The 23072-nt window shown below is 64.3% G+C and carries 24 protein-coding genes and 1 tRNA gene; 15 read left to right on the forward strand and 10 right to left on the reverse strand.

What is annotated here, in order from left to right:
* Positions 1 to 27: 27 nt before the first annotated feature.
* The 3 genes from AB2M62_RS16790 to AB2M62_RS16800 all read left to right on the forward strand — a co-directional run bounded on the left by AB2M62_RS16790 (position 28) and on the right by AB2M62_RS16800 (position 1069).
* Positions 28 to 222: a hypothetical protein gene (locus tag AB2M62_RS16790; protein WP_404335636.1), complete on the forward strand. Its 195-nt coding sequence runs from the start codon at positions 28 to 30 to the stop codon at positions 220 to 222.
* 99 nt (positions 223 to 321) lie between these two features.
* Entirely contained in the window at positions 322 to 621 is a 300-nt protein-coding gene (locus AB2M62_RS16795; protein WP_404335637.1) for a DUF1153 domain-containing protein, read from the forward strand.
* Positions 622 to 814: 193 nt separating this feature from the next.
* Complete coding sequence (locus AB2M62_RS16800; protein WP_404335639.1) at positions 815 to 1069, forward strand: GlsB/YeaQ/YmgE family stress response membrane protein; 255 nt, start codon at positions 815 to 817, stop codon at positions 1067 to 1069.
* A gap of 109 nt (positions 1070 to 1178) precedes the next feature.
* Here AB2M62_RS16800 and AB2M62_RS16805 read toward each other — a convergent pair whose 3' ends face one another.
* Both AB2M62_RS16805 and AB2M62_RS16810 read right to left on the reverse strand, forming a co-directional pair.
* Positions 1179 to 1862, reverse strand: coding sequence for an SIMPL domain-containing protein (locus tag AB2M62_RS16805; RefSeq protein WP_404335640.1), 684 nt, complete (start codon positions 1860 to 1862; stop codon positions 1179 to 1181).
* An 83-nt stretch (positions 1863 to 1945) separates the two neighbouring features.
* Positions 1946 to 2206: a GlsB/YeaQ/YmgE family stress response membrane protein gene (locus tag AB2M62_RS16810; RefSeq protein WP_404335642.1), complete on the reverse strand. Its 261-nt coding sequence runs from the start codon at positions 2204 to 2206 to the stop codon at positions 1946 to 1948.
* Between the two features lie 230 nt (positions 2207 to 2436).
* On the opposite strand from AB2M62_RS16810, the gene AB2M62_RS16815 reads away from it, so the two are divergent.
* From AB2M62_RS16815 to AB2M62_RS16825, 3 genes are all read left to right on the forward strand, one after another.
* Positions 2437 to 3636: an efflux RND transporter periplasmic adaptor subunit gene (locus tag AB2M62_RS16815; RefSeq protein WP_404335643.1), complete on the forward strand. Its 1200-nt coding sequence runs from the start codon at positions 2437 to 2439 to the stop codon at positions 3634 to 3636.
* Between the two features lie 10 nt (positions 3637 to 3646).
* Entirely contained in the window at positions 3647 to 6802 is a 3156-nt protein-coding gene (locus AB2M62_RS16820) for an efflux RND transporter permease subunit (protein ID WP_404335645.1), read from the forward strand.
* An 85-nt stretch (positions 6803 to 6887) separates the two neighbouring features.
* Positions 6888 to 8093, forward strand: coding sequence for a DUF445 domain-containing protein (locus AB2M62_RS16825; RefSeq protein WP_404339995.1), 1206 nt, complete (start codon positions 6888 to 6890; stop codon positions 8091 to 8093).
* 49 nt (positions 8094 to 8142) lie between these two features.
* Here AB2M62_RS16825 and AB2M62_RS16830 read toward each other — a convergent pair whose 3' ends face one another.
* A complete protein-coding gene (locus tag AB2M62_RS16830) occupies positions 8143 to 8589 on the reverse strand; it encodes a pyridoxamine 5'-phosphate oxidase family protein (protein ID WP_404335647.1) in 447 nt (148 codons plus the stop codon).
* Positions 8590 to 8627: 38 nt separating this feature from the next.
* The gene (locus AB2M62_RS16835) at positions 8628 to 9314 is read right to left on the reverse strand and encodes an HAD family hydrolase (RefSeq protein WP_404335649.1); all 687 of its coding nucleotides are present in this window, start codon (positions 9312 to 9314) and stop codon (positions 8628 to 8630) included.
* Between the two features lie 81 nt (positions 9315 to 9395).
* Here AB2M62_RS16835 and AB2M62_RS16840 point away from each other — a divergent pair, with 81 nt between their 5' ends.
* Genes AB2M62_RS16840 through AB2M62_RS16855 form a run of 4 tightly spaced genes read left to right on the forward strand, consistent with a single transcriptional unit; the run spans position 9396 to position 12866 of the window.
* On the forward strand, positions 9396 to 10505 hold the full coding sequence (locus AB2M62_RS16840; RefSeq protein WP_404335651.1) for an ABC transporter permease: 1110 nt from the start codon (positions 9396 to 9398) through the stop codon (positions 10503 to 10505).
* A complete protein-coding gene (locus AB2M62_RS16845; protein ID WP_404335653.1) occupies positions 10505 to 11308 on the forward strand; it encodes an ABC transporter ATP-binding protein in 804 nt (267 codons plus the stop codon). Before AB2M62_RS16840 ends, AB2M62_RS16845 begins: the two co-directional genes overlap by 1 nt.
* A 5-nt stretch (positions 11309 to 11313) precedes the next feature.
* Complete coding sequence (locus AB2M62_RS16850) at positions 11314 to 12279, forward strand: MlaD family protein (RefSeq protein WP_404335654.1); 966 nt, start codon at positions 11314 to 11316, stop codon at positions 12277 to 12279.
* Positions 12280 to 12287: 8 nt separating this feature from the next.
* On the forward strand, positions 12288 to 12866 hold the full coding sequence (locus AB2M62_RS16855) for an ABC-type transport auxiliary lipoprotein family protein (protein ID WP_404335655.1): 579 nt from the start codon (positions 12288 to 12290) through the stop codon (positions 12864 to 12866).
* A gap of 216 nt (positions 12867 to 13082) precedes the next feature.
* On the opposite strand, the gene AB2M62_RS16860 is transcribed toward AB2M62_RS16855, so the two are convergent.
* A complete protein-coding gene (locus tag AB2M62_RS16860) occupies positions 13083 to 13961 on the reverse strand; it encodes a peptidylprolyl isomerase (RefSeq protein WP_404335656.1) in 879 nt (292 codons plus the stop codon).
* Positions 13962 to 14038: 77 nt separating this feature from the next.
* Here AB2M62_RS16860 and AB2M62_RS16865 point away from each other — a divergent pair.
* From AB2M62_RS16865 to AB2M62_RS16880, 4 genes are all read left to right on the forward strand, one after another.
* A tRNA-Ser gene (locus AB2M62_RS16865) sits at positions 14039 to 14129 on the forward strand.
* Positions 14130 to 14268: 139 nt separating this feature from the next.
* Positions 14269 to 14445: an Arm DNA-binding domain-containing protein gene (locus AB2M62_RS16870; RefSeq protein ID WP_404335658.1), complete on the forward strand. Its 177-nt coding sequence runs from the start codon at positions 14269 to 14271 to the stop codon at positions 14443 to 14445.
* A gap of 26 nt (positions 14446 to 14471) precedes the next feature.
* Positions 14472 to 14696 (forward strand): hypothetical protein, encoded by a 225-nt coding sequence (locus AB2M62_RS16875; RefSeq protein WP_404335659.1) that lies wholly within the window; start codon positions 14472 to 14474, stop codon positions 14694 to 14696.
* 1 nt (position 14697) lies between these two features.
* Complete coding sequence (locus AB2M62_RS16880) at positions 14698 to 14829, forward strand: phage integrase central domain-containing protein (protein ID WP_404335661.1); 132 nt, start codon at positions 14698 to 14700, stop codon at positions 14827 to 14829.
* 2 nt (positions 14830 to 14831) lie between these two features.
* On the opposite strand, the gene AB2M62_RS16885 is transcribed toward AB2M62_RS16880, so the two are convergent.
* The 5 genes from AB2M62_RS16885 to AB2M62_RS16905 all read right to left on the reverse strand — a co-directional run bounded on the left by AB2M62_RS16885 (position 14832) and on the right by AB2M62_RS16905 (position 21965).
* Positions 14832 to 16073, reverse strand: coding sequence for a hypothetical protein (locus AB2M62_RS16885; RefSeq protein ID WP_404335663.1), 1242 nt, complete (start codon positions 16071 to 16073; stop codon positions 14832 to 14834).
* Entirely contained in the window at positions 16030 to 18249 is a 2220-nt protein-coding gene (locus AB2M62_RS16890; RefSeq protein ID WP_404335664.1) for a GumC family protein, read from the reverse strand. The genes AB2M62_RS16885 and AB2M62_RS16890 overlap by 44 nt, the downstream gene beginning before the upstream one ends.
* Before the next feature lie 12 nt (positions 18250 to 18261).
* Positions 18262 to 18861 (reverse strand): polysaccharide biosynthesis/export family protein, encoded by a 600-nt coding sequence (locus AB2M62_RS16895; RefSeq protein WP_404335666.1) that lies wholly within the window; start codon positions 18859 to 18861, stop codon positions 18262 to 18264.
* Between the two features lie 180 nt (positions 18862 to 19041).
* Positions 19042 to 20385 carry an O-antigen ligase family protein gene (locus AB2M62_RS16900; protein ID WP_404335668.1) on the reverse strand — a complete coding sequence of 448 codons (1344 nt, stop codon included), beginning with the start codon at positions 20383 to 20385 and terminating at the stop codon, positions 19042 to 19044.
* A 197-nt stretch (positions 20386 to 20582) separates the two neighbouring features.
* Positions 20583 to 21965 carry a hypothetical protein gene (locus AB2M62_RS16905; RefSeq protein ID WP_404335670.1) on the reverse strand — a complete coding sequence of 461 codons (1383 nt, stop codon included), beginning with the start codon at positions 21963 to 21965 and terminating at the stop codon, positions 20583 to 20585.
* Between the two features lie 120 nt (positions 21966 to 22085).
* Here AB2M62_RS16905 and AB2M62_RS16910 point away from each other — a divergent pair, with 120 nt between their 5' ends.
* The gene (locus AB2M62_RS16910; RefSeq protein WP_404335671.1) at positions 22086 to 23063 is read left to right on the forward strand and encodes an FAD-binding oxidoreductase; all 978 of its coding nucleotides are present in this window, start codon (positions 22086 to 22088) and stop codon (positions 23061 to 23063) included.
* Positions 23064 to 23072: the final 9 nt, after the last annotated feature.

Below are 23072 nucleotides of genomic sequence, written 5' to 3' on the forward strand. Positions count from 1 at the left end.
TTGAGTTTTGCCAGGTTGGATCGGGAAATGGCGGTTGCCGTAATGCCCACCGAACTGGCGGTACTCATGGTCGGCGTCGCGGCGCGCCAGGCGGCAAGCCCGACGGCGCAGGCGCAGACGCTATTGTCTGCGGCGGCACCCGTCGATGCGTTGCTTGCCCCCACCCACGGCGCCTTTCACGGTCCGGCGGCCCAGTCGCTAAGCCGGTGGCAACAAGAATGAAGACCGCGTTTACCGAGGCATTTTAGCCGTTGTTCAAGCCCGGCCGATATTGGTCGTTACAGAGTTGAGTAGCGGGGCCCCCGCCCCAAGAGGCAAAAGATGATTGAGAACCAGAAGATCCGTCCTGCCAAGGTGATCGGGCCGCTCGGCGAGCCGCTGACGCTCGACACGCTGCCGCCGTCCGACACCACGCGCTGGGTCGTGCGCCGCAAGGCCGAAGTCGTTGCCGCGGTCAATGGCGGGCTCCTGAGCGTCGACGAGGTCTGCGAACGCTACAACCTCACTGCAGAGGAATTCGCCGGGTGGCAGCGCGCCATCGATCGCTCGGGCATGCCCGGCCTGCGCGTCACGCGCATCCAGCACTATAAGTCGCTGTACGAGCGCCAGCAGAAATACTGAGGCCCGAACATCCTCAGTCTCCCCGGCCCGTCTTCCGCAGCGCGGAAGGCGGGCCGCATCGTTTCAGGCGCACGGCCAAGCTGCGCTAAAGTTCCGCATGCGCATCGAAATATCGTGACGGAACCAATATAAGTGTTTGCGGATTTTCCCTTCGTCTGCCCGGCCCGTCGGGCTTAACTAGGAGGGACTTGTCATGGGTCTTATTGTATGGCTTGTCATCGGCGGTGTAGTCGGCTGGCTGGCGAGCATCGTTATGCGCACGGATGCCCAGCAGGGCATCTTCCTTAACATCATCGTCGGTATCGTCGGCGCCTTTATCGGTGGCCTGTTGTTCGGCGGTTCGATCAACAACGGTGCGATCACGCCGATGACGTTCCTGGTCTCGCTGGTGGGTGCCATCATCCTCCTCGCGATCGTCAATCTCGTTCGCCGCGGCGCCGTCCGCTAAGTTTTCGAGGCTGCAGAAAAAGGAGCCGCTCCCTGGTGGAGCGGCTCCTTTCTTTTGTCCGACGCTGATCGCGGTTATTTCAGCAGGAAGCGCACGGTCAGGTTGATGGTCAGTTCGCGCTCGCCGGCAACGACCTGGGTATCGGCCAATTCGGCCTTGGCGCGCATGGCCTGCACCACGATCGGCCCGGGGCACGCTCGCCCGCCTCCGAGATCGACAGGATGCGCTCGACCCGCAGCCCCGCTGCCTTGGCGTAGAGCTCGGCGCGCGCCCGTGCGGTTGCCACCGCCGCCGCTCGCGCCTCGTCGAGGGCGGGCTCGGGCTTCTCGATCACCAGATTGGGGCGCGACAGGTTGTTCGCCCCTTCCCGCACGAGCAGATCGAGGATCGACCCGCTCTTGGCGACATCGCGGAAGCGCACGCTCACCTGGTTGGTCGCCTGATAGCCGGTGAGGATCGGCGCCTGATTCTGCTCGTAGCGATATTGCGGGGCAAGCCCGATGCTCGACGTCTGGATATCGCGCTCCGCGATCCCCGCCTTGCGCAGCGCGGCGAGCACGCGCGCCATCTGCGCGCTGTTCTGCTGCATCGCCGCCGAAGCGCTCGCCGCCTGGGTGACCACGCCTGCCTCGATCACCGCAAGATCCGGCACCCGGGTACTGGTTCCTTCGGCGACGACATCGAGCACCGTGCCGTCGACGGGGAGAAAGGCGGGCGGCGCGGCTTGCGCCACCGCTCCCGCGGCGGGGAGAGTCATCAGGGCGGCGGAGGCGATGAGAGCGATACGGTACATGACAGTCCCCTGCTTGATTGGCGTTGGCGCAGCGATGGCGCCAGCCAGTCAAATGCAAGCTGAACGACCCGCTTAGCCTCCGTTCATATCCGCCGGACGATCATCATGCGGTACAGGGCAAGCAGCACCACCGCGCCCGCCGTCGCGGCGGCATAGGCCTGCCAGCTGCCGTCGCGCACCTGCACGCCGAGCAGCGGCGTCAGATAGCGGGCAAGCAAGGCGCCTGCGATGCCTAGAAGGATGGTTACGATGATCCCGCCCGGATCCCGGCCCGGCATGAGAAGCTTGCCGAGCCCGCCAGCGACAAGGCCGATGAGCAGCCAACCTATTGGCCCGGTGACCATTTGTCCCTCCCGATGCTGCGACCTCTCTTATTGGAGACAGCGTCGCGCCACTGTGACCTTATTGCAACCGTTTCTTGCTGAGAACGGCCCGGACACTTGCGGAAAAGGTCCCGAACGGGCATTTCCGCGATTGCGGGGCGCAAACGGCACTTGTGAAGGGTGCCTTATTCATCTAATACAGTGTTATCTCTGAGGGGCGGGACATTTCCGGCCGCCATGGAATGTCGCACATGAATTACGAGGCAAAGATGTTCGGACGTGAGCAGCGGCTGGAATATAGCGGCGAAGACCTGCCCGTGCGGCGCAGCCGCCGCTGGATCTGGATCGTCGCGGCAGTGTTGGTGGTGCTCGGGGGAGCCGCCATCTTCACGATGGGCAAGAAGGATGCCCAGGCCCCCAAGGCCGGCGCCGCCGCCAAGGGCGATGCCAACAATTCGCAGATGCCGACGGTGACGGTCGCGGTCCCCGGCCGCAGCAACCTGCAGACGGTGATCAGCGGCACGGGCAGCCTGGCCGCCAAGCGCGAGATGCCGGTGGGCGTCGCGGGCGAAGGCGGTCTGGTGACGCGTGTGCTCGTCGAGCCGGGCACCTGGGTGGGCAAGGGTCAGATCCTCGCCACCGTCGACCGCTCGGTCCAGGCACAGACCGCCAGTTCGCTCGCCGCCTCGGTGCGCGTCGCCGAAGCCGATGCCAAGCTGGCCCAGGCCAATCTCGATCGTGCGCAGAGCCTCGTCTCGAACGGCTTCGTCTCCAAGGCCGATATCGACCGGCTGACCGCTGCGCGCGACCAGGCTTCGGCCCGCGTCCGCGTCGCTCGCGCCCAGCTTGCCGAGACCAACGCCCGCAACGGCCGCCTCGATATCCGCGCGCCCGAAGCCGGGCTGGTGCTTACCCGCCAGGTCGAGCCGGGCCAGATTGTCAGCGCCGGTTCGGGCGTGCTGTTCCGCATGGCGATGGGCGGCCAGATGGAGCTGCGCACCCAGCTTGCCGAGGCCGATCTCCAGCGCACCAAGCCCGGCTCGTCCGCGCAGGTTACGCCGACCGGCAGCACCCAGGTGTTCAGCGGCACGGTGTGGCAGGTCTCTCCGGTGATCGATCCGACCACCCGCCAGGGCATTGCCCGCATCCAGCTGAGCTACAATCCGGCGCTGCGTCCCGGCGGCTTTGCCAGCGCCCAGATCATCACCGGCTCGAACAGCGCGGTAATCCTGCCCCAGTCGGCGATCCAGAGCGACGCGCAGGGCAATTATGTCTACACGCTCGATGCCAAGGACCAGGCCGTGCGCACTCCGGTCGTAACGGGCGAGGTGACCGACGCCGGCGTGTCGATCACCCAAGGGCTGAGCGGCAACGAACGCGTGGTGATGACGGCCGGCGCGTTCCTCAATCCGGGGCAGAAGGTCATCCCTCAGTCCCTCAAGAAGCAATAGGACGCACGCGATGAGCTTCCGGAACATCTCCGCCTGGGCGATCCGGAATCCGGTTCCGCCGATCGTCCTGTTCCTGTTCCTCACCGTGGCGGGGCTGGTCAGCTTCGCGCGGATGGACGTGAACAACAACCCGGACATCGACTTCCCGATCGTGTGGATCTCGATCAGCCAGCCGGGTGCGGCGCCGAGCGAGCTCGAGACCCAGATTACCCAGCAGGTCGAAAGCGCGGTGCGCAGCCTGCAGGGCATCGACGAGATCAACTCCACCGTGACCGAAGGCAGCTCGACGACGGTCGTCCAGCTGGCGATCGGCACGCCGATCGACCGCGCCGTCGAAGACGTGCGCAGCGCGATCCAGCAGGTCCGCGGCAATTTGCCCGACGGGATCCTCGAGCCGCAGATCGGCCGCGTCGATTCGGCCAGCGACAACGACATCGCCAGCTTCACGGCAATCGCGCCCGACATGACGGTCGAGCAGCTGAGCTGGTATATCGACAATACCGTCGCCAAGAGCCTCCTCTCGATCAGCGGCATGTCCGCAGTGAACCGCAATGGCGGCGTCAACCGCGAGATCCGCGTCCAGATCGATCCCGCCAAGCTGCAATCCTATGGTCTCACCGCGAGCCAAGTGAACCAGCAACTGCGCGCGGTGAACATGAACGCCGCGGGCGGTCGCGCCGAAATCTCGGGCTATGAACAGTCGGTGCGCGTCCTCGGCAACGCCAAGGACGCCTATACGCTGGGCCAGACGCAGATTGCACTGGGCGGCGGCCGCACCGTGCGGCTGGCCGACATCGCCAAGGTGCAGGACAGCTATGCCGAACTGCGCAGCAGCGCGCGGTTCAACGGCCATTCGGTGATTTCATTCGACATCCAGCGCGCCAAGGGCGCGTCCGACGTGTCGATCTACCACGAGGCAGACAAGAAGCTCCGCGAGCTCGAAAAGAACAACCCCAAGGTCCATTTCGAGCTGCTGTCGAACTGGTCCAAATATGCCGAGCAGCAATATCACTCGGCGATGGAAGCGATGATCGAGGGCGCGGTGCTCGCAGTCATCGTGGTGTTCCTGTTCCTGCGCGACTGGCGCGCGACGATCATCTCGTCGCTGGCGATCCCGCTCTCTTCGATCCCGGCCTTCTGGTTCATGGAGATGCTGGGCTTCACGCTCAACCAGATGACGCTGCTGGCGCTGAGCCTCGTCGCAGGCGTGCTGGTCGACGATGCGATCGTGGAGATCGAGAACATCGTCCGCCACATGCGGATGGGCAAATCCGCCTATCAGGCGGCGATCGACGCGGCCGACGAGATTGGCATCGCGGTGCTCGCCACGACGATGTCGATCGTCGCAGTGTTCCTGCCGGTTGGGTTGATGCCGGGCATATCGGGCCAGTTCTTCAAGAATTTCGGCCTCACTGTCGTCGCCGCGGTGCTGATGAGCCTTGCCGTGGCGCGGCTCGTCACTCCGATGATCGCAGCCTATTTCCTCAAGGCGCACGGCCATGCCTCGCACGGCGAGAGCCGGCTGATGAACGGCTATCTCAAGCTGCTGCGCTGGACGCTGCGGCATCGCTGGTCGGCGATCGTTGGCTTCGTGCTGTCGCTGGCGATGACGGTGGCGATGTTCTTCATCCTGCCGATGACCTTCCAGCCGACCCAGGACGAAGACCAGGTCACTGCGACCGTCGAGATGGTGCCGGGCACCACGCTCGAGCAGACCGACCGCGTCGTGCGAACCGTCGCCGAGCGGCTGCGCACGGAGCCCAATGTCGAGAGCCTGTATGAGCGCGCCTCGGTCGGCAACGGCCGCGTGCTCGTCAAGCTCAAGGACAAGCGCACCGAGACCAGCGACGAGTTCACCCGCCGCCTCGCCCCCGATCTGCTCAAGATCGCGGACGCGCGAGTCGGCTTCCGCTCGCAGGGCGGCTGGGGATCGAGCGGCCGCGCGCTGACGATCACGCTGGGCGGCGAGGATCCTGCCTTGCTAACCCAGACCGCGCTCAAGCTGGTCGACCAGATGTCGAAGATGCCCGAGCTGGTGGCACCGCGCATCGCCGGCGATCTCAACCGGCCCGAGATCGTGATCAAGCCCCGGCTCGACCTTGCGGCCAATCTGGGCGTGACGACTGCGGCGCTCTCGAGCGCGATCCGCATCGCGACCTTGGGCGACATCGATCAGAACAGCGCGAAATTCTCGCTGTCCGATCGCCAGATCCCGATCCGGGTGGCGTTGCAGGAAGATGCCCGCGCCAAGCTCGACACGATCAAGAACCTGCCGGTGCAGACGCAGAGCGGCGGATCGGTCCAGCTCGGCACCGTTGCCGACATTACCTTTGGCACCGGCCCGACCAAGATCGAGCGGCTCAATCTCCAGCGCCGCGTCGTCGTCGGCGCCGATCTCGCGACCGATCCCAAGACCGGCAAGGCCGTGGTTTCGGGTGTGGCACTTCAGAAGATCCACGAACTTCCGGTGATGAAGACCCTGCCGATCGGCGTGGCGGAGATGAGCGTCGGCAGCCAGAAATGGCAGGCCGAGATGATCACCAACTTCCTGATCGCCCTGCTCTCCGGCGTGTTCCTCGTCTTCGCGGTGCTGGTGCTGCTCTATCGGCGCTTCATGTCGCCGCTGGTCAACATGGGCTCGCTGCTCAATGCGCCGCTGGGCGGGCTGATCGCCTTGTGGATCGCGGGCCAGCCGATCTCACTACCGGTGCTGATCGGCGCGCTGATGCTGTTCGGCATCGTCGCCAAGAACTCGATCCTGCTCGTCGATTTCGCGCTGGAGGAGATGGCCAAGGGCGTCGACAAGTTCACTGCGATCGTCGACGCCGGGCACAAGCGCGCCCAGCCGATCGTGATGACCACGGTGGCGATGGTGGCGGGCATGATCCCGACCGCGCTGTCGCTCAGCGGCGATTCGTCGTGGCGCGCGCCTATGGGCATTACCGTGATCGGCGGCCTGATCCTGTCGACCGTGCTGACGCTGGTGATGGTCCCGGCGCTGTTCAGCCTGGCGGTAGGCCTCGAACATTGGCTCGGGCCGCGCCTGTCGCGCCGGCTGCTCACCTTCCGTCCGGGCGACGATGGCGCCCGCGTAATCGGGCATGCCCACGGGCCCGACACGATCGAGCACAAGCCCGGAGACGATACGCCCCAACCCGCGGAGTGAACTTGCCGGCGTTTGAGGTATTGGGGAGCGTGTGACCACGCGCGCTCCCCGCCCCTTGGATACCGTGCCGCCCGGACTGCGCCGCATGCGGCTGGTGGCGACCGGCCTGCTCGTGCTGATGGCGGCGGTGTTCCTCGCCGCGCGGCACTTCCAGAACCTGCATCCCGCGATCGGCTTCCTCCGCGCCTTTTCCGAAGCCGCGATGGTCGGCGGGCTGGCCGACTGGTTCGCCGTGACCGCGCTGTTCCGCCACCCGCTCCATCTGCCGATCCCGCACACCGCAATCATTCCGCGCAACAAGGATCGGATCGCCGAAACGCTGGCATCCTTCCTGCGCGACAATTTCCTGATCCCCAGCGTCGTCGCGCGGCGGATGCAGCGCGTCGACGTCGCCCGCGCCGCCGGGCGCTGGCTCGCCGATCCGGGCGAGGGCCGCGGGCGGCTGCGCGCCGGCATCGGCCGGCTCGCCGCGACGATCCTCGAATCGCTCGATCAGGAACGGCTGGGCGGCATGGCCAAGCGCGTGCTCGCCGATCGGTTGCGCGCGCTGGAGATCGCGCCGCTGCTCGGCCGCGCGCTCGCCGCCGCGATGGCCGAGGATCGCCACCGCCCGCTGCTCGACGGGATCGTCGGCTGGGCGGCGAAGGTGCTCGAGGCCAACGAGCATCTCGTCCGCGCGATGGTCCACGAACGCTCGGGCGCGGTGATGCGGTGGACCGGGCTGGACGAGACGCTGGCCAACAAAATCATCGACGGGCTCCACAAGCTGATCACCGCGATGGCGGAGGATCCTGCCCATCCGCTGCGCGCCAAGGCCGAGGAAGGGCTCGCCAAGCTGGCGCAGGATCTGCAGCAGGACGCCGCGCGCCGTGCCCAGGTCGAGGCATTCAAGAACGAGCTGCTCGACAATCCGGCGCTCGCCGACTGGTGGATGGGCATCTGGGAATCGGGCCGCGCTGCGCTGCTGCGCATCGCGCGCAATCCCGATGCGATGCTCAAGGGCGAGTTCGCCGCCGCGATGCGCCAGCTCGGCGAGACGCTGCAGAACGACGCCCGGCTGGCCGAGACGATCAACCGCTTCGTGCGGCGCGCCGCGGTGGGCGCGGCATCGGACTATGGCGACGGCATCGTCCGGCTGGTGTCCGACACGATCCGCGGCTGGGACGCGCAGACGGTGACCGGGCGGCTGGAGAACGCCGTCGGGCGCGACCTGCAATATATCCGGATCAACGGCACGCTGGTCGGCGGGCTGGTCGGCGTGGCGATCCACGCAGTGGACACGCTGTTGTGAGGGCTTGCGCCCCTTAGCCCTCTCCCGCTGGCGGGAGAGGGATTCAAAATTAGGCCGCCACGGCGTCCAGCACGATCTCGCCCTGGTCTTCGCCGTCCCAATAATGCGCGCGGGCGCCGCGCACTCTGATGAGGACCAGCCCGGGGGTGTCGGTGCCCTGCTCGAACCAGCGATCGAGATCCTTGGTCCAATGTTCCTCGAAAGCCGCCTTGTCGCGGATCAGCTCGGCGACGCCTTCGATCGAGACGAAGACCGGCTTCATCCCGAGCATCCCGGCCTTGCCCTGGAAGCCCAGCGCAACCTTGGGATCGGCCTTCAGGTCGGTGGCAAGCCGCGTGTCCTCGCAGGCGAAGAACCAATTGTCGCCGTCATAGTCGACATCGCGATTGTTGCTCATCGGGCGCGACGCGATCGCGCCGCCGTCGGTGTGCGTCGACAGCATCGCGAAATCGATGTCGCGCATCATCTCGGCCAGTTCGGCCAAACTCTTGGTCATAGGTCCTCTCCACTCGCTTGCGAGCGGGAACAACGAAGCTAGGCCCGCTTGGGTTCGCGCCAATCGAGCTCGGGCCAGCTGCGCGCCTTCGCCAGCGCCGCCAACGGACCGTGCGCGTTGACCGCGAAGGGCTCGTCCGCCCATTCGAGCAGCGGCGCATCCGAAACATGGTCCGAATAGGCACGGACATGGACCTCGCTGCGCACGACCCCGTTTTGCGCCATCCATTTTTCGACGAGGCGGAGCTTTGCGCCCCCGTAACAGTTTTCTCCTTCGATCAGGGAGAGAACATGGCCGTTGCCGTCGCGCCGAGCTTCGGTTGCAATCACATCGTCGAAGCCCAGGCGCTGCGCGATCGCGCGCGCGTAATAGCCATGCGACGCCGTCGCCATCACCAGCCGGTATCCCGCGGCGCGATCCGCGGCGATACGTTCGCGCGCGCCGGCAAGCACGCCGTGAGTGACTTCGGCCTCGGCAAAGCTCTGGCCGACGCGTTCGAGCGCTTCGGGGCTGAGCGCGCCGCCGAGCAGCAGCCGGTGGGTAATCTGCTTGAGCCCGGCGCGATCGATCCGCTTGAGCAGATAGCCCAGTCCCGCGATCGCCGCCGCCGGCAGCAGCGCCAGCCGCCACGGTGCGCGCGCCTTGGCGGCATGGATCAGAAAGCGCGTCCAGGTCGCCTGCGCGGTGATGGTCTTGTCCATGTCGTAGATCGCGAGGTGCCGCATGGGCGCATCTAGAAGCGGCTTTGCGCAGGAAGCCAGAGCAAATCCTTGCCGTGGCGCAACAAATCGCCGAAAGGTGCGCGCATGAGGGGTAGCGCCGATTTCGAGACGGTGGATGGGGGCGACGGCACGACGCTGCGCTTTACCGGAAACCTGTCGCTCGCCTGCCTGCGCGACCTGCCCGATCGCATCCAGCAGATCGACGGACCCGTTGCCAAGATCGACCTGAGCGATGTCGAGCGTCTCGACACCGTGGGCGCCTGGCTGATCCACCGGCTGGCGCGCGACAAGGGTGCGACGGTCGAGGGGCTCGAGCCCGAGGAGCAGCACTTGCTCGAGCAGGTCGCCGCGGCCGAACATCCGATCGAGCTGCCGGCCAAGTCCGCCGATCCATTCACCCGAATGCTCGGCGAAGTCGGCGATGCCGTCGTCACCGCAGCGCATACGATGTATGGCCTGCTGGGCTTCATGGGCGCGACGATGGTCGCGTTCTGGAACGTGTTCACCCATCCCCGGCGCTTCCGCTTCAACGCCACCGTCCACCGGTTCGAAGTGGTCGGCGTCACTGCGCTTGCGATCATCGGGTTGATGAGCTTCCTGATCGGGATCGTCATTGCCCAGCAGGGGGCGGTGCAGCTCCGCCAATTCGGCGCCGAAGTCTATACGATCAACCTTGTCGGCCGCATCACCCTGCGCGAGCTCGGGGTGCTGATGACCGCGATCATGGTCGCCGGCCGTTCGGGATCGGCGTTCGCCGCGCAGCTCGGCACGATGAAGCTGACCGAAGAGATCGATGCGATGCGCACGATCGGCGTCTCGCCGATGGAGGCGCTGGTCATCCCGCGCACCCTGGCGGTGGTGCTGATGATGCCGCTGCTCGGCTTCTATGCCTCGCTGGTGGCGATCATGGGCGGCTGCCTGCTCTGCTGGATCAGCCTGGGCATCCCGCCAGTCACGTTCATCCAGCGCATTCGCGAAGTGGTGCCGCTCACTGATCTGTGGGTCGGGCTGGTCAAGGCGCCGGTGTTCGGCGCGATCATCGCCGTTTCCGGCTGCTTCCAGGGCATGCAGGTCGAAAGCGATGCCGAGCAGGTGGGCAACCGCACCACCACCGCCGTCGTCCAGGCGATCTTCCTCGTGATCGTGCTCGATGCATTCTTCGCGGTGTTCTTCAGCGAAGTGGGCTGGATCTGATGCCACGCAGCGAACAGGAAGACGTGATCATCAAGGTCCGCGGCCTCAGGAACGGCTTTGGCGAGCAGATCGTCCATGACGGGCTGGACCTTGATGTGCGCCGCGGCGAGATTCTCGGCGTGGTCGGCGGATCGGGCACCGGCAAATCGGTGCTGATGCGCTCGATCGTCGGGCTGCAGACGCCGCTCGAAGGCACCGTCGAAGTGTTCGGCCAGAACACGATCGGCCGCGAGGAGACCGAGGCGACCAACATTCGCAAGCGCTGGGGCGTGCTGTTCCAGGGCGGCGCGCTGTTTTCGACGCTGACCGTTGCCGAAAACGTCCAGGTGCCGATCAAGGAATTCTATCCCGGCATCAACCAGGTGCTGCTCGAGGAGATCGCCGCGTACAAAGTGGTGATGACCGGGCTGCCGCCGGAAGCCGCGCCCAAATATCCGTCCGAGCTTTCGGGGGGCATGAAGAAGCGCGCCGGGCTGGCGCGTGCACTGGCGCTCGATCCGGAACTGCTCTTCCTCGACGAGCCGACCGCCGGGCTCGATCCGATCGGCGCGGCCGCCTTCGACGAGCTGATCGCCTCGCTGCAGAACACGCTGGGGCTCACCGTCTTCCTGATTACCCATGATCTCGATACGCTTTACGCGATCTGTGACCGCGTCGCCGTGCTGGCCGACAAGAAAGTGATTGCGGTGGGGACGATCGACGAGCTGCTCGCGCTGGATCACCCCTGGATCCAGGAATATTTCAAGGGGCCGCGCGGACGCGCAGCGGTCGACAGCGCCGAACGCGCGAAAGCAAGGACCTGAGCTTCATGGAAACGCGATCCAACCATGTTCTCGTCGGCGCGGTGGTGCTGATCCTGCTGGCGGTGCTGGCGCTGTTCATCGTCTGGCTGGCGCGGCTGGGCGGCGGCAACGAGCGCCAGTACGATATTTTCTACAAGCAGTCGGTCGACGGGCTGAGCGCGGGTTCGCAGGTCACCTTCTCGGGCGTGCCTTCGGGGCAGGTGAAGGAAATCTCGTTCTGGAAGCCCGATCCCAGCCTCGTGCGCGTGCGGATCAGCGTGAACCCGGACGTGCCGATCCTCGAGGGGACCATCGCCTCGATCCAGGGAAGCTTCACCGGGCCGAGCACGGTCCAGCTCGATGGCGCCGTCAAGGGCGCGCCCCCGATCAAATGCCCCGATGAGAACCCGCGCGCCGCCTGCCCGCTGGGCGTGCCGGTGATCCCGACCAAGCCCGGCGGTCTCGGCGCGCTGCTGAGCTCGGCGCCGAAGCTGCTCGAGCGGCTGACGACGCTGACCGAGCGACTCACCGAGATGCTTTCGGACCGCAACCAGAACTCGATCGCGGGCATCCTGGCCAATACCAACCGCCTGACCGACGCGCTCGCCGATCGCGGGCCCGAGATTGCCGCGACGCTGGCCGAGACGCGGATCGCGATCCAGAAGTTCGGCGACGCGACCAAGCAGATCGGCGAACTGGCGGACACCACCAAGGGTGTCGTGGCCGAAGACGTCCGCCCGACGATCGCCAATCTCAACCGCACCATAGCGTCGGCGCGCAAGAGCATGGAGACGCTCGATTCGACGATCGGCGATGCGCGCCCGGGCCTCCAGGCGCTGTCGAAGAAGACGATCCCCGAGATCGGCCAGCTCGTCCAGGACTTGCGGATCATGTCGACTTCGCTCGCCTCGGTCGCCGAGAAGCTTGACCAGGGCGGCGCATCGAGCCTGGTCGGCTCGCCCAAGCTCCCCGATTATAAGCCCAAGAAGTGAGATCGCTGATGAAGAAGCTCTCTATGCTCCTCCTGGTCCCGCTTGCCGGCTGCATCTCCTTCGGCGCCAAGCCGCCCAAATCGCTGCTCACGCTGCAGCCAAGCGTGACGCTGCCGGTGGGCGAATCGCAGCGGTCCAACGTCGCGGCGACGATCACTGTGGCAGTGCCCTCGGTCCCGCAGGAACTGTCTTCGGGCCGCGTTCCGGTTCGTTCGGGCGGCACCGCGATCGCCTATGTCAAGGATGCGCAATGGGTCGAGCGGCCCTCGCAGCTGTTCCAGCGCGTCCTTGCCGACACGATCACGGCCACGACGGGCCGGCTGGTGCTGAGCACCCGCCAGTCGCAGCTCGATCCCGGCGCCTATCTCCAGGGCGAGCTGCGCACCTTCGGCGTCGATGCCGACACCAAGGAAGCGGTGGTGACCTATGACGCCGCGCTGATCCGCGGGCCCGAGACCGTCGTCGAGAAGCGCCGCTTCGAGGCGCGCGTGCCGGTGACCGAAGTCGAATCGACCGTCGTCGGCGCGGCGCTCAACCAGGCTGCCAACAAGGTGGCGGGCGAAGTCGCCGATTGGGTCGGCAAATAAGCCCCTAGGCGGTGTCGGCACGCGGACGGCTACTGCGTTCGCGCGCTTCGGCTAGTCGGCCCAAGACCCGGATCCCACGCGCCGGCACCCGTATTACGGGCTAGCAATGTAGGATTTCACCTGCTTGGCTGGGCCATGCGTAGCCTCGCCGCGCTTCGTATGGTGAAGAAGCAGGCGCTCGCCGCACTCGCCGACCGTGTCAACTTTGGGTCTCGATCACGCCGGCCGGCGGCGGATAGGCGCCTGGGCGTTGCAGACATCGACCCCGCCCGCCGGCACCGTGAAGAAGGGCGGCGTGCGGTTCTCGCGCCCTTTGAGCCATGCAGCGAAGCGCGCATTATCCGTGGCGCGATACTGGAAATGCGGGCGCTCATCTTCGGGCAGCTGGCTGGCGAGACGGACCGAGAGGATCGGGGTTCGCTCGGGCGGCGTGGCATAGACGCCGAGATCGGCGGTGCCGCGCGGCAGGCTCGACAGCCATTGGATGCCTTCGACGACGCGGCCGACCAGCGCGATATTGCGATCGAGCGGACGCGGCGCATGCCCGATCACCGCATAGAGTTCGGCGCCGCTCCCGGTTGAAGGCGCCATGTCGCGCGCGACGCCGACCATGCCATAGCAGTGCGTCAGCCAGGCCGATTTGCCATCGCTGGCGAGCGGCCAGCCATCGGCGCTGTGGCCGGTCTTGGCGGCATAGGAATTGGGCTTGGCCAGCGTGGTGACGCCGTCATAGCGGCTCCACTCATATTCGGCCGGGGGGTTCGCGATCACGGTCGGCGGCAGCACGGTCTTGTCGTCGCCCCCGCCCCATTGCGCGACATAATTGTCCTGGAGGCGGTAGACGCTGGTGCCATCCCACCAATGCGCCTCGGCAAGCTTGCGGATATTGGCGACATGCGCCGGGGCGTAGCGCGGCGCGAGGCGGATGAAGACCTGGTGGCCGCCGCGCAGCGTCATCACCAGCAGTTCGTCATCGGGGATCGTCCGCCAGTCCGCATCGACTGCGTCGGCAGGCGACGGCGCCGGTGCGGCAGTCTGGGCGAGGGAGGGACCGGCAAGGGCGAGCGCGGCGAGCGCGAGGACGGGCTTGAGCATGCGTGGAGACTGGCATGCGCCACGCCGCTTGCCTAGCCCGCCGCCACACGGTAGGGCCGCGCCTTCCAGCGATATGCGGAGCGGTGGCCGAGTGGTCGAAGGCGCTCGCCTGGAAAGTGAGTATACGCCAAAAGCGTATCGAGGGTTCGAATCCCTCCCGCTCCGCCACTTACGCCCCTTTCCGGGCTCGCCAAAACCCTCATAAATTGCTAGAAACCGCAGAAATATGCGGTTTTCGTGTGCCGCTGCATTTCACTGAATCCTACCGGATCCCAAGCTCAGTGTGGGGAAGAATGGGTGAGATGCCATGGGAAAGCTGACTGCGGGTAAGATCCGCTCGCCATCTGAGCCCGGCCGCAATTCTGACGGCGACGGGCTATTCCTCGAAATTAACGGCAAGGGTGCCGCGAGCTGGATCCTCCGCCTCCAGACAGGTGGGATCCGCCGGGACTTCGGGCTTGGCTCAGCGAAGTCCGTCTGCTGAAGGACGCGCGAGAAGCGGCCTTTGTCATGCGGAGCAAGGTCGCCCAAGGGATCGACCCTGTCGCGGAGCGGAAGCAGGAGCGAATCGAGATCCCGACGTTACGCAAGGCGGCCGAGCTGGTCCACGGGGAACACGAGAAGGCTTGGAAGAACGGCAAGCATCAGAACCAGTGGATCGCGACCCTCAAGACCTACGCCTTTCCGAGCCTTCGATCGTCTGGTCAGCGAGATCGAGGGGCCGCTGATCCGTGACGTGCTGGCTCCGATCTGGCTCGCAAAGCCGGAGACGGCGCGGAGGGTTCGGCAACGCATCGGAACGGTGCTCGGCTGGTCATACGCACGTGGGCTCGCGGAGCTGATGTATCGGATATGGCAACGCCCCTAGATTTACTCCCTTCTCAGTGAGATGAACTCCACTGCGCCGGTAAGATCCGTCTCTTCCGCCCCTGAATCCACGATCAGGTCGAGCCATTGGGCATTGCAACCGGAGGGTACGACCACAGATCCGGCGAAGTCGGCAGCCGTCTCGCCGTGCCGCCAGGCAGTTACTTTCCCGATTTCCCGTCCGTCGGCACAAGACAAGCGCCACAGGAGCGACGCCCCCGCAGCACCAACTACATCATGCACCCGCCCCGCAAGGCGAAAGCGGCCGGTGGGGAGAAGCTGAAGCTGGCGGACCGCTCTGCCTTTCGCGCCTGAAGGAACTGCAAGCACCAGGCCTTCGCCAAGGGTAGCAGCATCTGCGAACTCGTCTTCAACTACCCAGTCCAGGCGAGTAGTAATCGATTGCGCTTCGAAACGATTCTGCCGGACTTGCTCCCGGCGCTCTTTCGGGTGCAACAACGAATAGGCACTCCACGCCCCCTCGAATTCCGCCGCGCCAATCAACCGATTGACGAGGGCGGCCAGGAGCGGGGTCGGAATGGCGATTTTGGCCTGCGCCAACTCTTGAAACATCATCGCCGTAGGCCTGGGGTCCGATATCCCGACCGAATAGCTTAGAAAGGCCTCCCGCCAGGGGGAATCCTGCTTCAGCAACTGAAGCAACTCCCGGCGAATCTCGACATCGGGGATTCCTGCGCCGAGGATGGGGAACAGAATCAACTCGGCAGCTGTCGTGGTGCGAAGGGCATAGTCGTAGTGCTCAAGCGCTTCGCCAGTATTGTTCCGCCGTACGGCATCTTCGATCAGCCAGAGCTCTGTGATCAAGTCGCGCCGTGAAAGATTCTCGGACAGACGGAAAAGGGTGCGCGCCAGATCGGCGCGACCCGTCAGATCAGCCTGCTGAGCGACTACACGCAGGGCGCGAGACCTCGTCAGGTCTAGACCAAGTGCCAGCCTTGCTTCGCGTTCCGCAAAGAGGTTTCGGCTCGGCGAACTGCCAGCACCAAAGGTCTCCGATGCCAAGGCTTCACGCGCTGCAGCATGCCAGGGCGCGATGCCGACAGCTTGAGCCGGATTTGCCTTGATCAGCGTCGTCGCCACAGAATGCCGGGTGACTTGAACTGCCGCCATAACCAGGAGGCCGCCGGTTAGCGCGCGAACCAGGTAGCGTACTCGCGACCGGCGTCGCCGCTGCGCCACGTCAGTTCGCTCCCGCAGCCCCGGGTTGTCCGCCTTCACGGCCATAGCCGTAGCCATACTCATAGCCGTAGCCATAGGACGACTTGCGGGCGACGAACTTGGTCAGAATGCCTCCTAGCATGTGGGCATTAGCGCTCGCCAGACGAGCGAGTGCGAGTCGTACGATGCTCGCTCGGATGTTGTGCGATTCGACCGCGTACACGACGCCCTCGACCCGGCTCGCTATCAGCGGCGCGTCCGCCAATCCCATAACGGGCGGCGAGTCCACCACGACATGATCGAACTGATCAAGCAGTGTGTGGATCAGTTTCCCGAAACGCTCGCCTGTCAGGAGTTCCGCTGCATTCGGCGGCGTGGGCCCGGCCGTCATCACCGTCAGGCCGAGGGACTCTACCGGAACCAGCAGCGACGCGACGTCATCCGATCCCGACAGGTAATTACTAAGTCCAAATGAATGCGACATGCCCACCAGATGGTGCACAGATGGCGAACGCATGTCGCCATCCAGCAGCACCACCCGCTTGCGCCCGCGAGCGAGGGTAGTGGCGATCGCAAGGGCGCTGGTCGACTTGCCCTCAGCCGGCCGGGTGCTCGTAACAGAGAGCGAGCGCGGCACTCCGTGTTCGGTAGTGAACTGAAGATTTGCCTGAATTGCGAGATAGGCATCGAACAGTTCGGATTTGCGATCCTGAAGCGCCTCGAGGGGTGTCTGGTCAGCGTTGGTCTTGGGGACGGAGCCGAGCAGCGGCAGGCCAAATTGCTTTGTGAGTTCAGCGGGCTCGTCGATCAACTCCTGCGCCTGCTCAAGTGCCAGTGCCAGTGCACCGCCAAGGACCAGCCCGGCGAAGAGCGAGATAATCATATTCAGGAAGAGCCGCGGGCTCGACGGACGGTTCGGTACATCCGCCTGATCGACCACTGCAACATTGTTAACGCCGACGCCACTGGCGACACCGATCTCCTTGTAGCGCTGCAGCAGCCCGTCATATAGCTGACGGTTGGTATCCACCTCACGTTGGAAGATGTTGTACTGGATGCTGCGCCGACGCAAATCCAGGAGCGACTGTTTCAGCTCGTTGACGCGGACCTGCAGCCCCTGCTCGCGCCCCAGAGCCTCGCGGTATCCGGTCTCAAGCGAGCTGCTTACGCGACCCTCTTCTCGCGCTATGCTGGCGTCGAGCTGGTTTAACTGAGACTTTAGCGCCTTCGCAGAGGGGTATTCAGGCTCGAATTGAACCAGCATCCTCTGATAATCCGCCGCCAGCTCCGCGCGACGCTGGCGCAAGGAATTGATCGCAGCGTTGCCCAAGCTCTCGGTGGTCGCTCGACCCTTTGCCTGTTCGAAACGGGCCTGCACCTGTATGCGATCCGCAGTCGCTTGCGCGAGCGCGGTATTTAGCGTCGAAAGGTCCTCAGTCAGCAATGGACGTTCACTTGCGCGCTCGCCGTTGCTACCCCCAGCTCCGGGCAGATTGATGATCGCCTGGTTCGAGGCATAGCTGACAAGCTGTCGCTCCGAGTCTTCAAGTCTTGCACGAAGCTGGCTGAGGCGTCGCTCAAGGAAGTTGCGAGCGTATGAGGTCGCCTGATAGCGACGCTCAAGCGTCGCCTCGATGAAGTTGGTCGCCCAAGCATTCGCCACCTTGGCGGAAAAGGCCGGATTCGGACTGGTTGCCTTGATGTCGACGAGGCGCGACAATCTAACCGGCGCAATCGACACAACGTTGAGGAGAATCGCACCCGCGACGCGAGTACGCGCAGCCCGACCGTCAGCTCGGTAACGCCCGTTGACGACCGCAAACTCTGGCGCCTGCGATTTCACGCCGAACATGGCGAAGAAGGACTGATCTTCATCCAATCGAAGCTGACGCGCTACGCGCTCGGACAACGAGGACGACTGCAGCAATCCATACTGCGTTTGATAAAACTCCTGGTCGCCAACACTCGCGTCCCGCTCCACCCCTTGGATATCGGTGATCTTGTTAAACTCCCGCGAGATCTCGAGCGTGGTTGAAGCTGTATACTTGGGGGTGATCAACAAAGTGATTACAAGACCGGCAAGCAAACAGGCCGCTACTGCACCTATGATCGCATAGCGGCGACGCACCGCCATCCGTAGATACTGACGTATGAGCGGAACGCGGCCGATGTCTTGCCGAGGCTCGTTGGACGACGCGACTGGCACGAAGCTGCCAAAGCCAGCCGGAGTGAGGGTATTCATCGACTGAGCCTTTTACTGAAGAACGGCGATCAGCGGAGTAAGCAGCAGCGGCGACACAGCAATGATGTCGCGGAAAAGGCGCCGCTGGGGCAAATCGCCGACAATGATGATGTCGTTGGCGTAAATTGGCGGATCCTCGTACACGCCACGTCGGATCGCAGTAACGTCGTACAGTCCGATCATACGTCGTTGATTGACTGTTCGCAGAATCACCACCTGCCTGTCTGAACCAAATTCCGTCATGCCCTTGGCGGAGGCTATAGCCCGCATCAAGCTCATCTGGTTGGTGACAGGATAAAGCCCCGGCTCGGTCACCTGACCCTCTACGGTGACCACCTGGCTGACAGAGCTGCGGATATTTACCGTTACGTCCGGATTGCGGACGTAATGGCGGCGCAGCGCCTGCTCTATCGACGATGCCAACTCCTCGGAGGTCTTGCCGCCGGCGTCGATCGTACCGATCAACGGCATCGCGATACGGCCGCTGGCGTCTACCTGGAACTCGCCGCCAAGGTTCGAGACGTCGAACACGTTGACCCGAATAGTGTCGAGCGGACCGATCAGGCTCGGACGGTCGGGCGCGATCAAATCGGCGCGCTCGGGGGCAGGCAACAGCTTAGAACCCCCTAGCACCGTAAGCGTTGGCGAGCTGACCGGCACGGGGGTACGGGCGCACCCGGACAGCACTCCTACGACGGCGAATGCGAGAACAAATTTACGCATGGAGAGAGCAAATTTCCGTTTGGGGAAGAGCTTGCTCCATAGGCATCACCAATCGATTGGTAAAGAAGATCAAGGCTGCACATTCTCGGCGGGCCGGCGGCTGCCATCGCTAAGCCAGCAGGCTGCGATGACTGTCACCATCATCATCAATGGCGTGCGTGCAGGATAATCGACGAGACTCGCCGCCAGTATCAGCAGGAGGACGAGCGCCCCCAGCAATCCGCGTCGGCTGGCAGCCGGCGCTCCCGACCGAAGCAGTTGGGTAGCAGACCAGAGCCACCAACCCAGCGCCGCGAGCAGCAGCAGCAGGGCGAAAAGCCCGCCATCGAGAACGATCTCGAGCCAATCGTTATGGGCGTGGTTGAAGTATGTCCGCTTCAGTAACACCGAAGGCTCGAGGATCCGGAACATGGCATCGAAAGACCCGAAGCCGAAGCCGACCGGAAAGGATTCGTGAATCATCTCCATCAGCGTAGGCAGCGCCCGCGCGCGCATATCCTCGCCCACGCCCATCGCGAACAGCCGGAACACAGCCTCTGCGTTGCCGGCCAACATGGTAAGAAAGACAAGGCCGCCGATGAGCGCAACCAGTCCTGCGCTGAGCATAATCGCGACCGGAGGGGGGATCCCTTTCCAGACGCGCCGCAATCCGGCGCGGTTGATCAGCATCCCGCCGAGCAGCGCGGCGAGAGCGAGCGCTAGGCCAGCGCGTGAACCCGTCGCAACTATCATAAGGATGAAGAAGATAATCAAACCAGCCGCCAGCGCTGAGCGGCCCCGGTCAAGGCGATCCTCCAGGATGGCGGTGTGCAGCGTGAGAGGAATACCGATGGCGAGCAACAGCGCCTGGTGGTTGCGATTTGCTAACAGCCCCGACGCTTCCCCGAAAGGAACCCCAACGCCGCTGCTGATCTGTTCTCCGGATATTTGCAGGAGCCCGAGCAGCGCGCTCAGCGCAACCACGCCGAGGAGCAGCGGGACCGTCATAGCCCGCTGCCGATCAGAAAGGCAGGCGAAGCCAATCAGTGCCGCCGCAGGCACGACCAGGGAGAAGAGCGCGTTCCAGGCGCCATCCGGCACCGTAGCGAGTGGTCGCCAACTGTCCAGATTGCCGGTCGCGCGTGCGACCTCGACCAGAGCCGCTCGCCCTGGCAGCATAGTCCATGCCGCTGGAGGAAGCGGCACGAGTTGCAATGCCACCAAACCAAGGATCGCTCCTAACAGCAAAAAGAGTTCCCGATAGCGTCGCCAATCCGGTGACAAGCCGCTCAACGTGACGAGGAGCAGCGAAGCGAACGCAACAAGTCGGACCGCAGGCTGACCGGGCGCCGCGGCAGCTGAGGCGCCGCCCGCCAGCAAAGCACCGGCAAGAAGCACGAGAAAGGCCAGGAAGCCTAGATTTTGCGTGTGCAACCAACGGATTGCTGCTGCGTGGCGCCCCGTTCCCGGCGCTGCACGAGTGCTGGCGCCCAACCGAGAATAGGAAGATCGACGCTTCGCAGGATCATTGCCAAACAAGATCGCGCACTCCAGAACGGGTAAGAATGGTCAACTCGGCGACAACGACCGCTCAAGTCAATGGCACTATCGCCTGTTGGGGCGACCGGGTGTCAGCCGACGCGTGGGCCTTCGCAGCCTAGAAATCGATTTGTACGGGGATCGAGTGACAAGCGTGCCAAGAAGCCGCTACCGCCGGCAAAGGCTCTTCCGCCGTTGTCCGACTGAAAAACGCAATTGTCGAAGCGGAGGCGGTCGGTCGTCTGCATGGTTGCCATCCAGGTGACGGCCGGCTCCACCACACCGGGATAGAACTGGCTGTCCGGCCTTATGGCGTGGCCGCGAAAGTAAGTCTGCGACACGCTGATGTCGGTTCCGATTGCCACAGCGCCGTGAAGAGCCCCGGTCGGGCCTGCGTTGGCGTTGTCCGAACGAAAACTGCTCCGCTCAAGCGTAAGCCTTCGAGGCGTGCTTAAGGAGTCGAGGTCGACTGCGCGGATCGAGAAACCGCCCCCGGTTGCTTGCACCCGCCGGATGACGATGTCGTAAAAGCTCTCCTCCACGAATACCGCGAAAGGCTCGGCCATGCCCGTAGTTTTCGAAGCGTACTCGAAGCCATCGACGAGCACGTTGCGACTCCCCCTCGCTATGGACAAGCAGCCATACGCGTTGGTCGCGCGACATTGACGATAGGCGAGGCCGTCAGAGAAAGTGCTCGCCCCCACTGCACAATGCCCGGCGAAGACGATGTTCTCCAGCGTGACGTTGATCGCGGAGCGGATCACATGCTGATAGGCATCCACGTCGGTAGCGATCACCAGGTTCGAAATCGTGCAGTCATGCGCGATTCCCCGGCAGTGGAACACCGCAGCGGCGTTACTCATGTCCGTTCGCATTGGTTGCCGAAGCGCGACACCGGTCTGGTTGACGGACGCAACAGCGACAAACTCGAAATCGCGGGGAATGAAGTTGTCCGGAGAAGACATCGACGTCGGATGCTGCGCGAGGAATAGCCAATCGCCGGGCAGCAATCCGGCCGGGTCGTTTAGGTTCAGCGAGGTCGCGCCGGCTGCCGCCGGGCGTAGCAGACGCCGCTGGCTTACTGGATACAGGTGAGCCAGAGCGTCTTTGTCGGTCGCCGGCCATGCCGTTGCCACAGCCGCCTTCGCACGCCCTCTGCCAAGGATCGGGGTGTTGCCCACACCGAGATAGTCGATCGTAGCGCCGTTACCCTCGACATCGAAGCTCCCGTGGACCTCGAGGCGGGCACCCCGGTAGCGGCGGGGAGACAGGACGAGCGTACCCCCGGTGAGAAATGCTTCGCGACACGCACGACGAAACGCTGGCCCGTCATCTGCCACACCGTCGCCGGCTGCGCCGAATGCTTCGGGTCGTAAAACCCTCGCCTGTTTTGCGGCGCTTCCGCCTGCGCAGCAAGCACCGACCGCCGAGGCCAGAAAGCCCTGTATTGCCCGCCTTCGGCTGATTGTTGTCATGTCACTCTACTAAGGGGGCGACGCCCCGCGGTCCAGCGCGCCAACGTGCCTGCCGCCTTATTCTTGCGCAATTCAGGCAGCGATGATAGGCGGCCGCTCCGTCCAAGTGTGAGCCGAGCCTTGCCAACCGTAACCTTGCGCAATCGCCGCTCCTTCTCTGCGGACGAAAGCGAAATCCTGCTCGATGCCGCACTGCGTCAAGGCGTAGTTCTCGAGCACAGCTGTCGAACCGGTCGTTGCGGCGTCTGCATCGCTGATGCGACGGGTACGACGCGAGTTGTTCGCCACGAAGAGGGATTGAGCGACGAAGATGCCCAGGCCGGCAAGGTTTTGACCTGTTGCCGGACGGCCGTGGACGACGTCGAACTCGGTGTCGAATCCCTCGATCGATTGGCGGGACTGCGGAGCAAGATCCTGCCCTGTCGAATTGGCCGCCTCGAGCGCCACAGCGACGATCTGTTAGTGGCGACGCTCCGTTTGCCGCCGACGCTTCCGCTCAAATTTCTGCCAGGGCAGCACGTCAACGTTATCCACGGCGCCGTGCGACGCAGCTATTCGCTCGCCAATGCGCCACGCGCCGACAACACCGTCGAGCTCCATATCCGGCGGTATCCGGGGGGCGTCATGAGTGCCTATTGGTTCGAACAAGCCGCTGTTGGCGACCTGCTTCGCCTAGAAGGGCCGCTCGGCACCTTCTTCTTGCGCGAAATGTCGTGCGAGCGATTACTGCTACTATGTACGGGCACGGGTATTGCGCCGGCGAAGGCAATGCTCGAGGAGATTGCGGCTGCGGGATCCCCCTTTCCGCCAACAACCCTGATCTGGGGAAATCGGACGAGGCTCGATTTCAATTGGGATCCGTCCCAGGTGGCAATGCCCATCGAGTTTATTCCTGTGCTTTCCAGGCCAGATGCAACCTGGTCGGGCGCGACCGGCTATGTCCAGCACCAGATCGAGGCGCTCGACACGAGCATGGAAGGCGTCGACGTGTACGCCTGCGGCTCCAATGATATGATCGCTGATCTTGGGGCGTTGTTAAAGTCTTCTGGTCACCCGGAACATCGTTTTTATTACGATGCGTTCGTCAGATCGCAATAGGGGCAAATC

The organism is Sphingomonas sp. MMS12-HWE2-04 (assembly GCF_044881185.1).
GTDB lineage: Bacteria > Pseudomonadota > Alphaproteobacteria > Sphingomonadales > Sphingomonadaceae > Sphingomonas.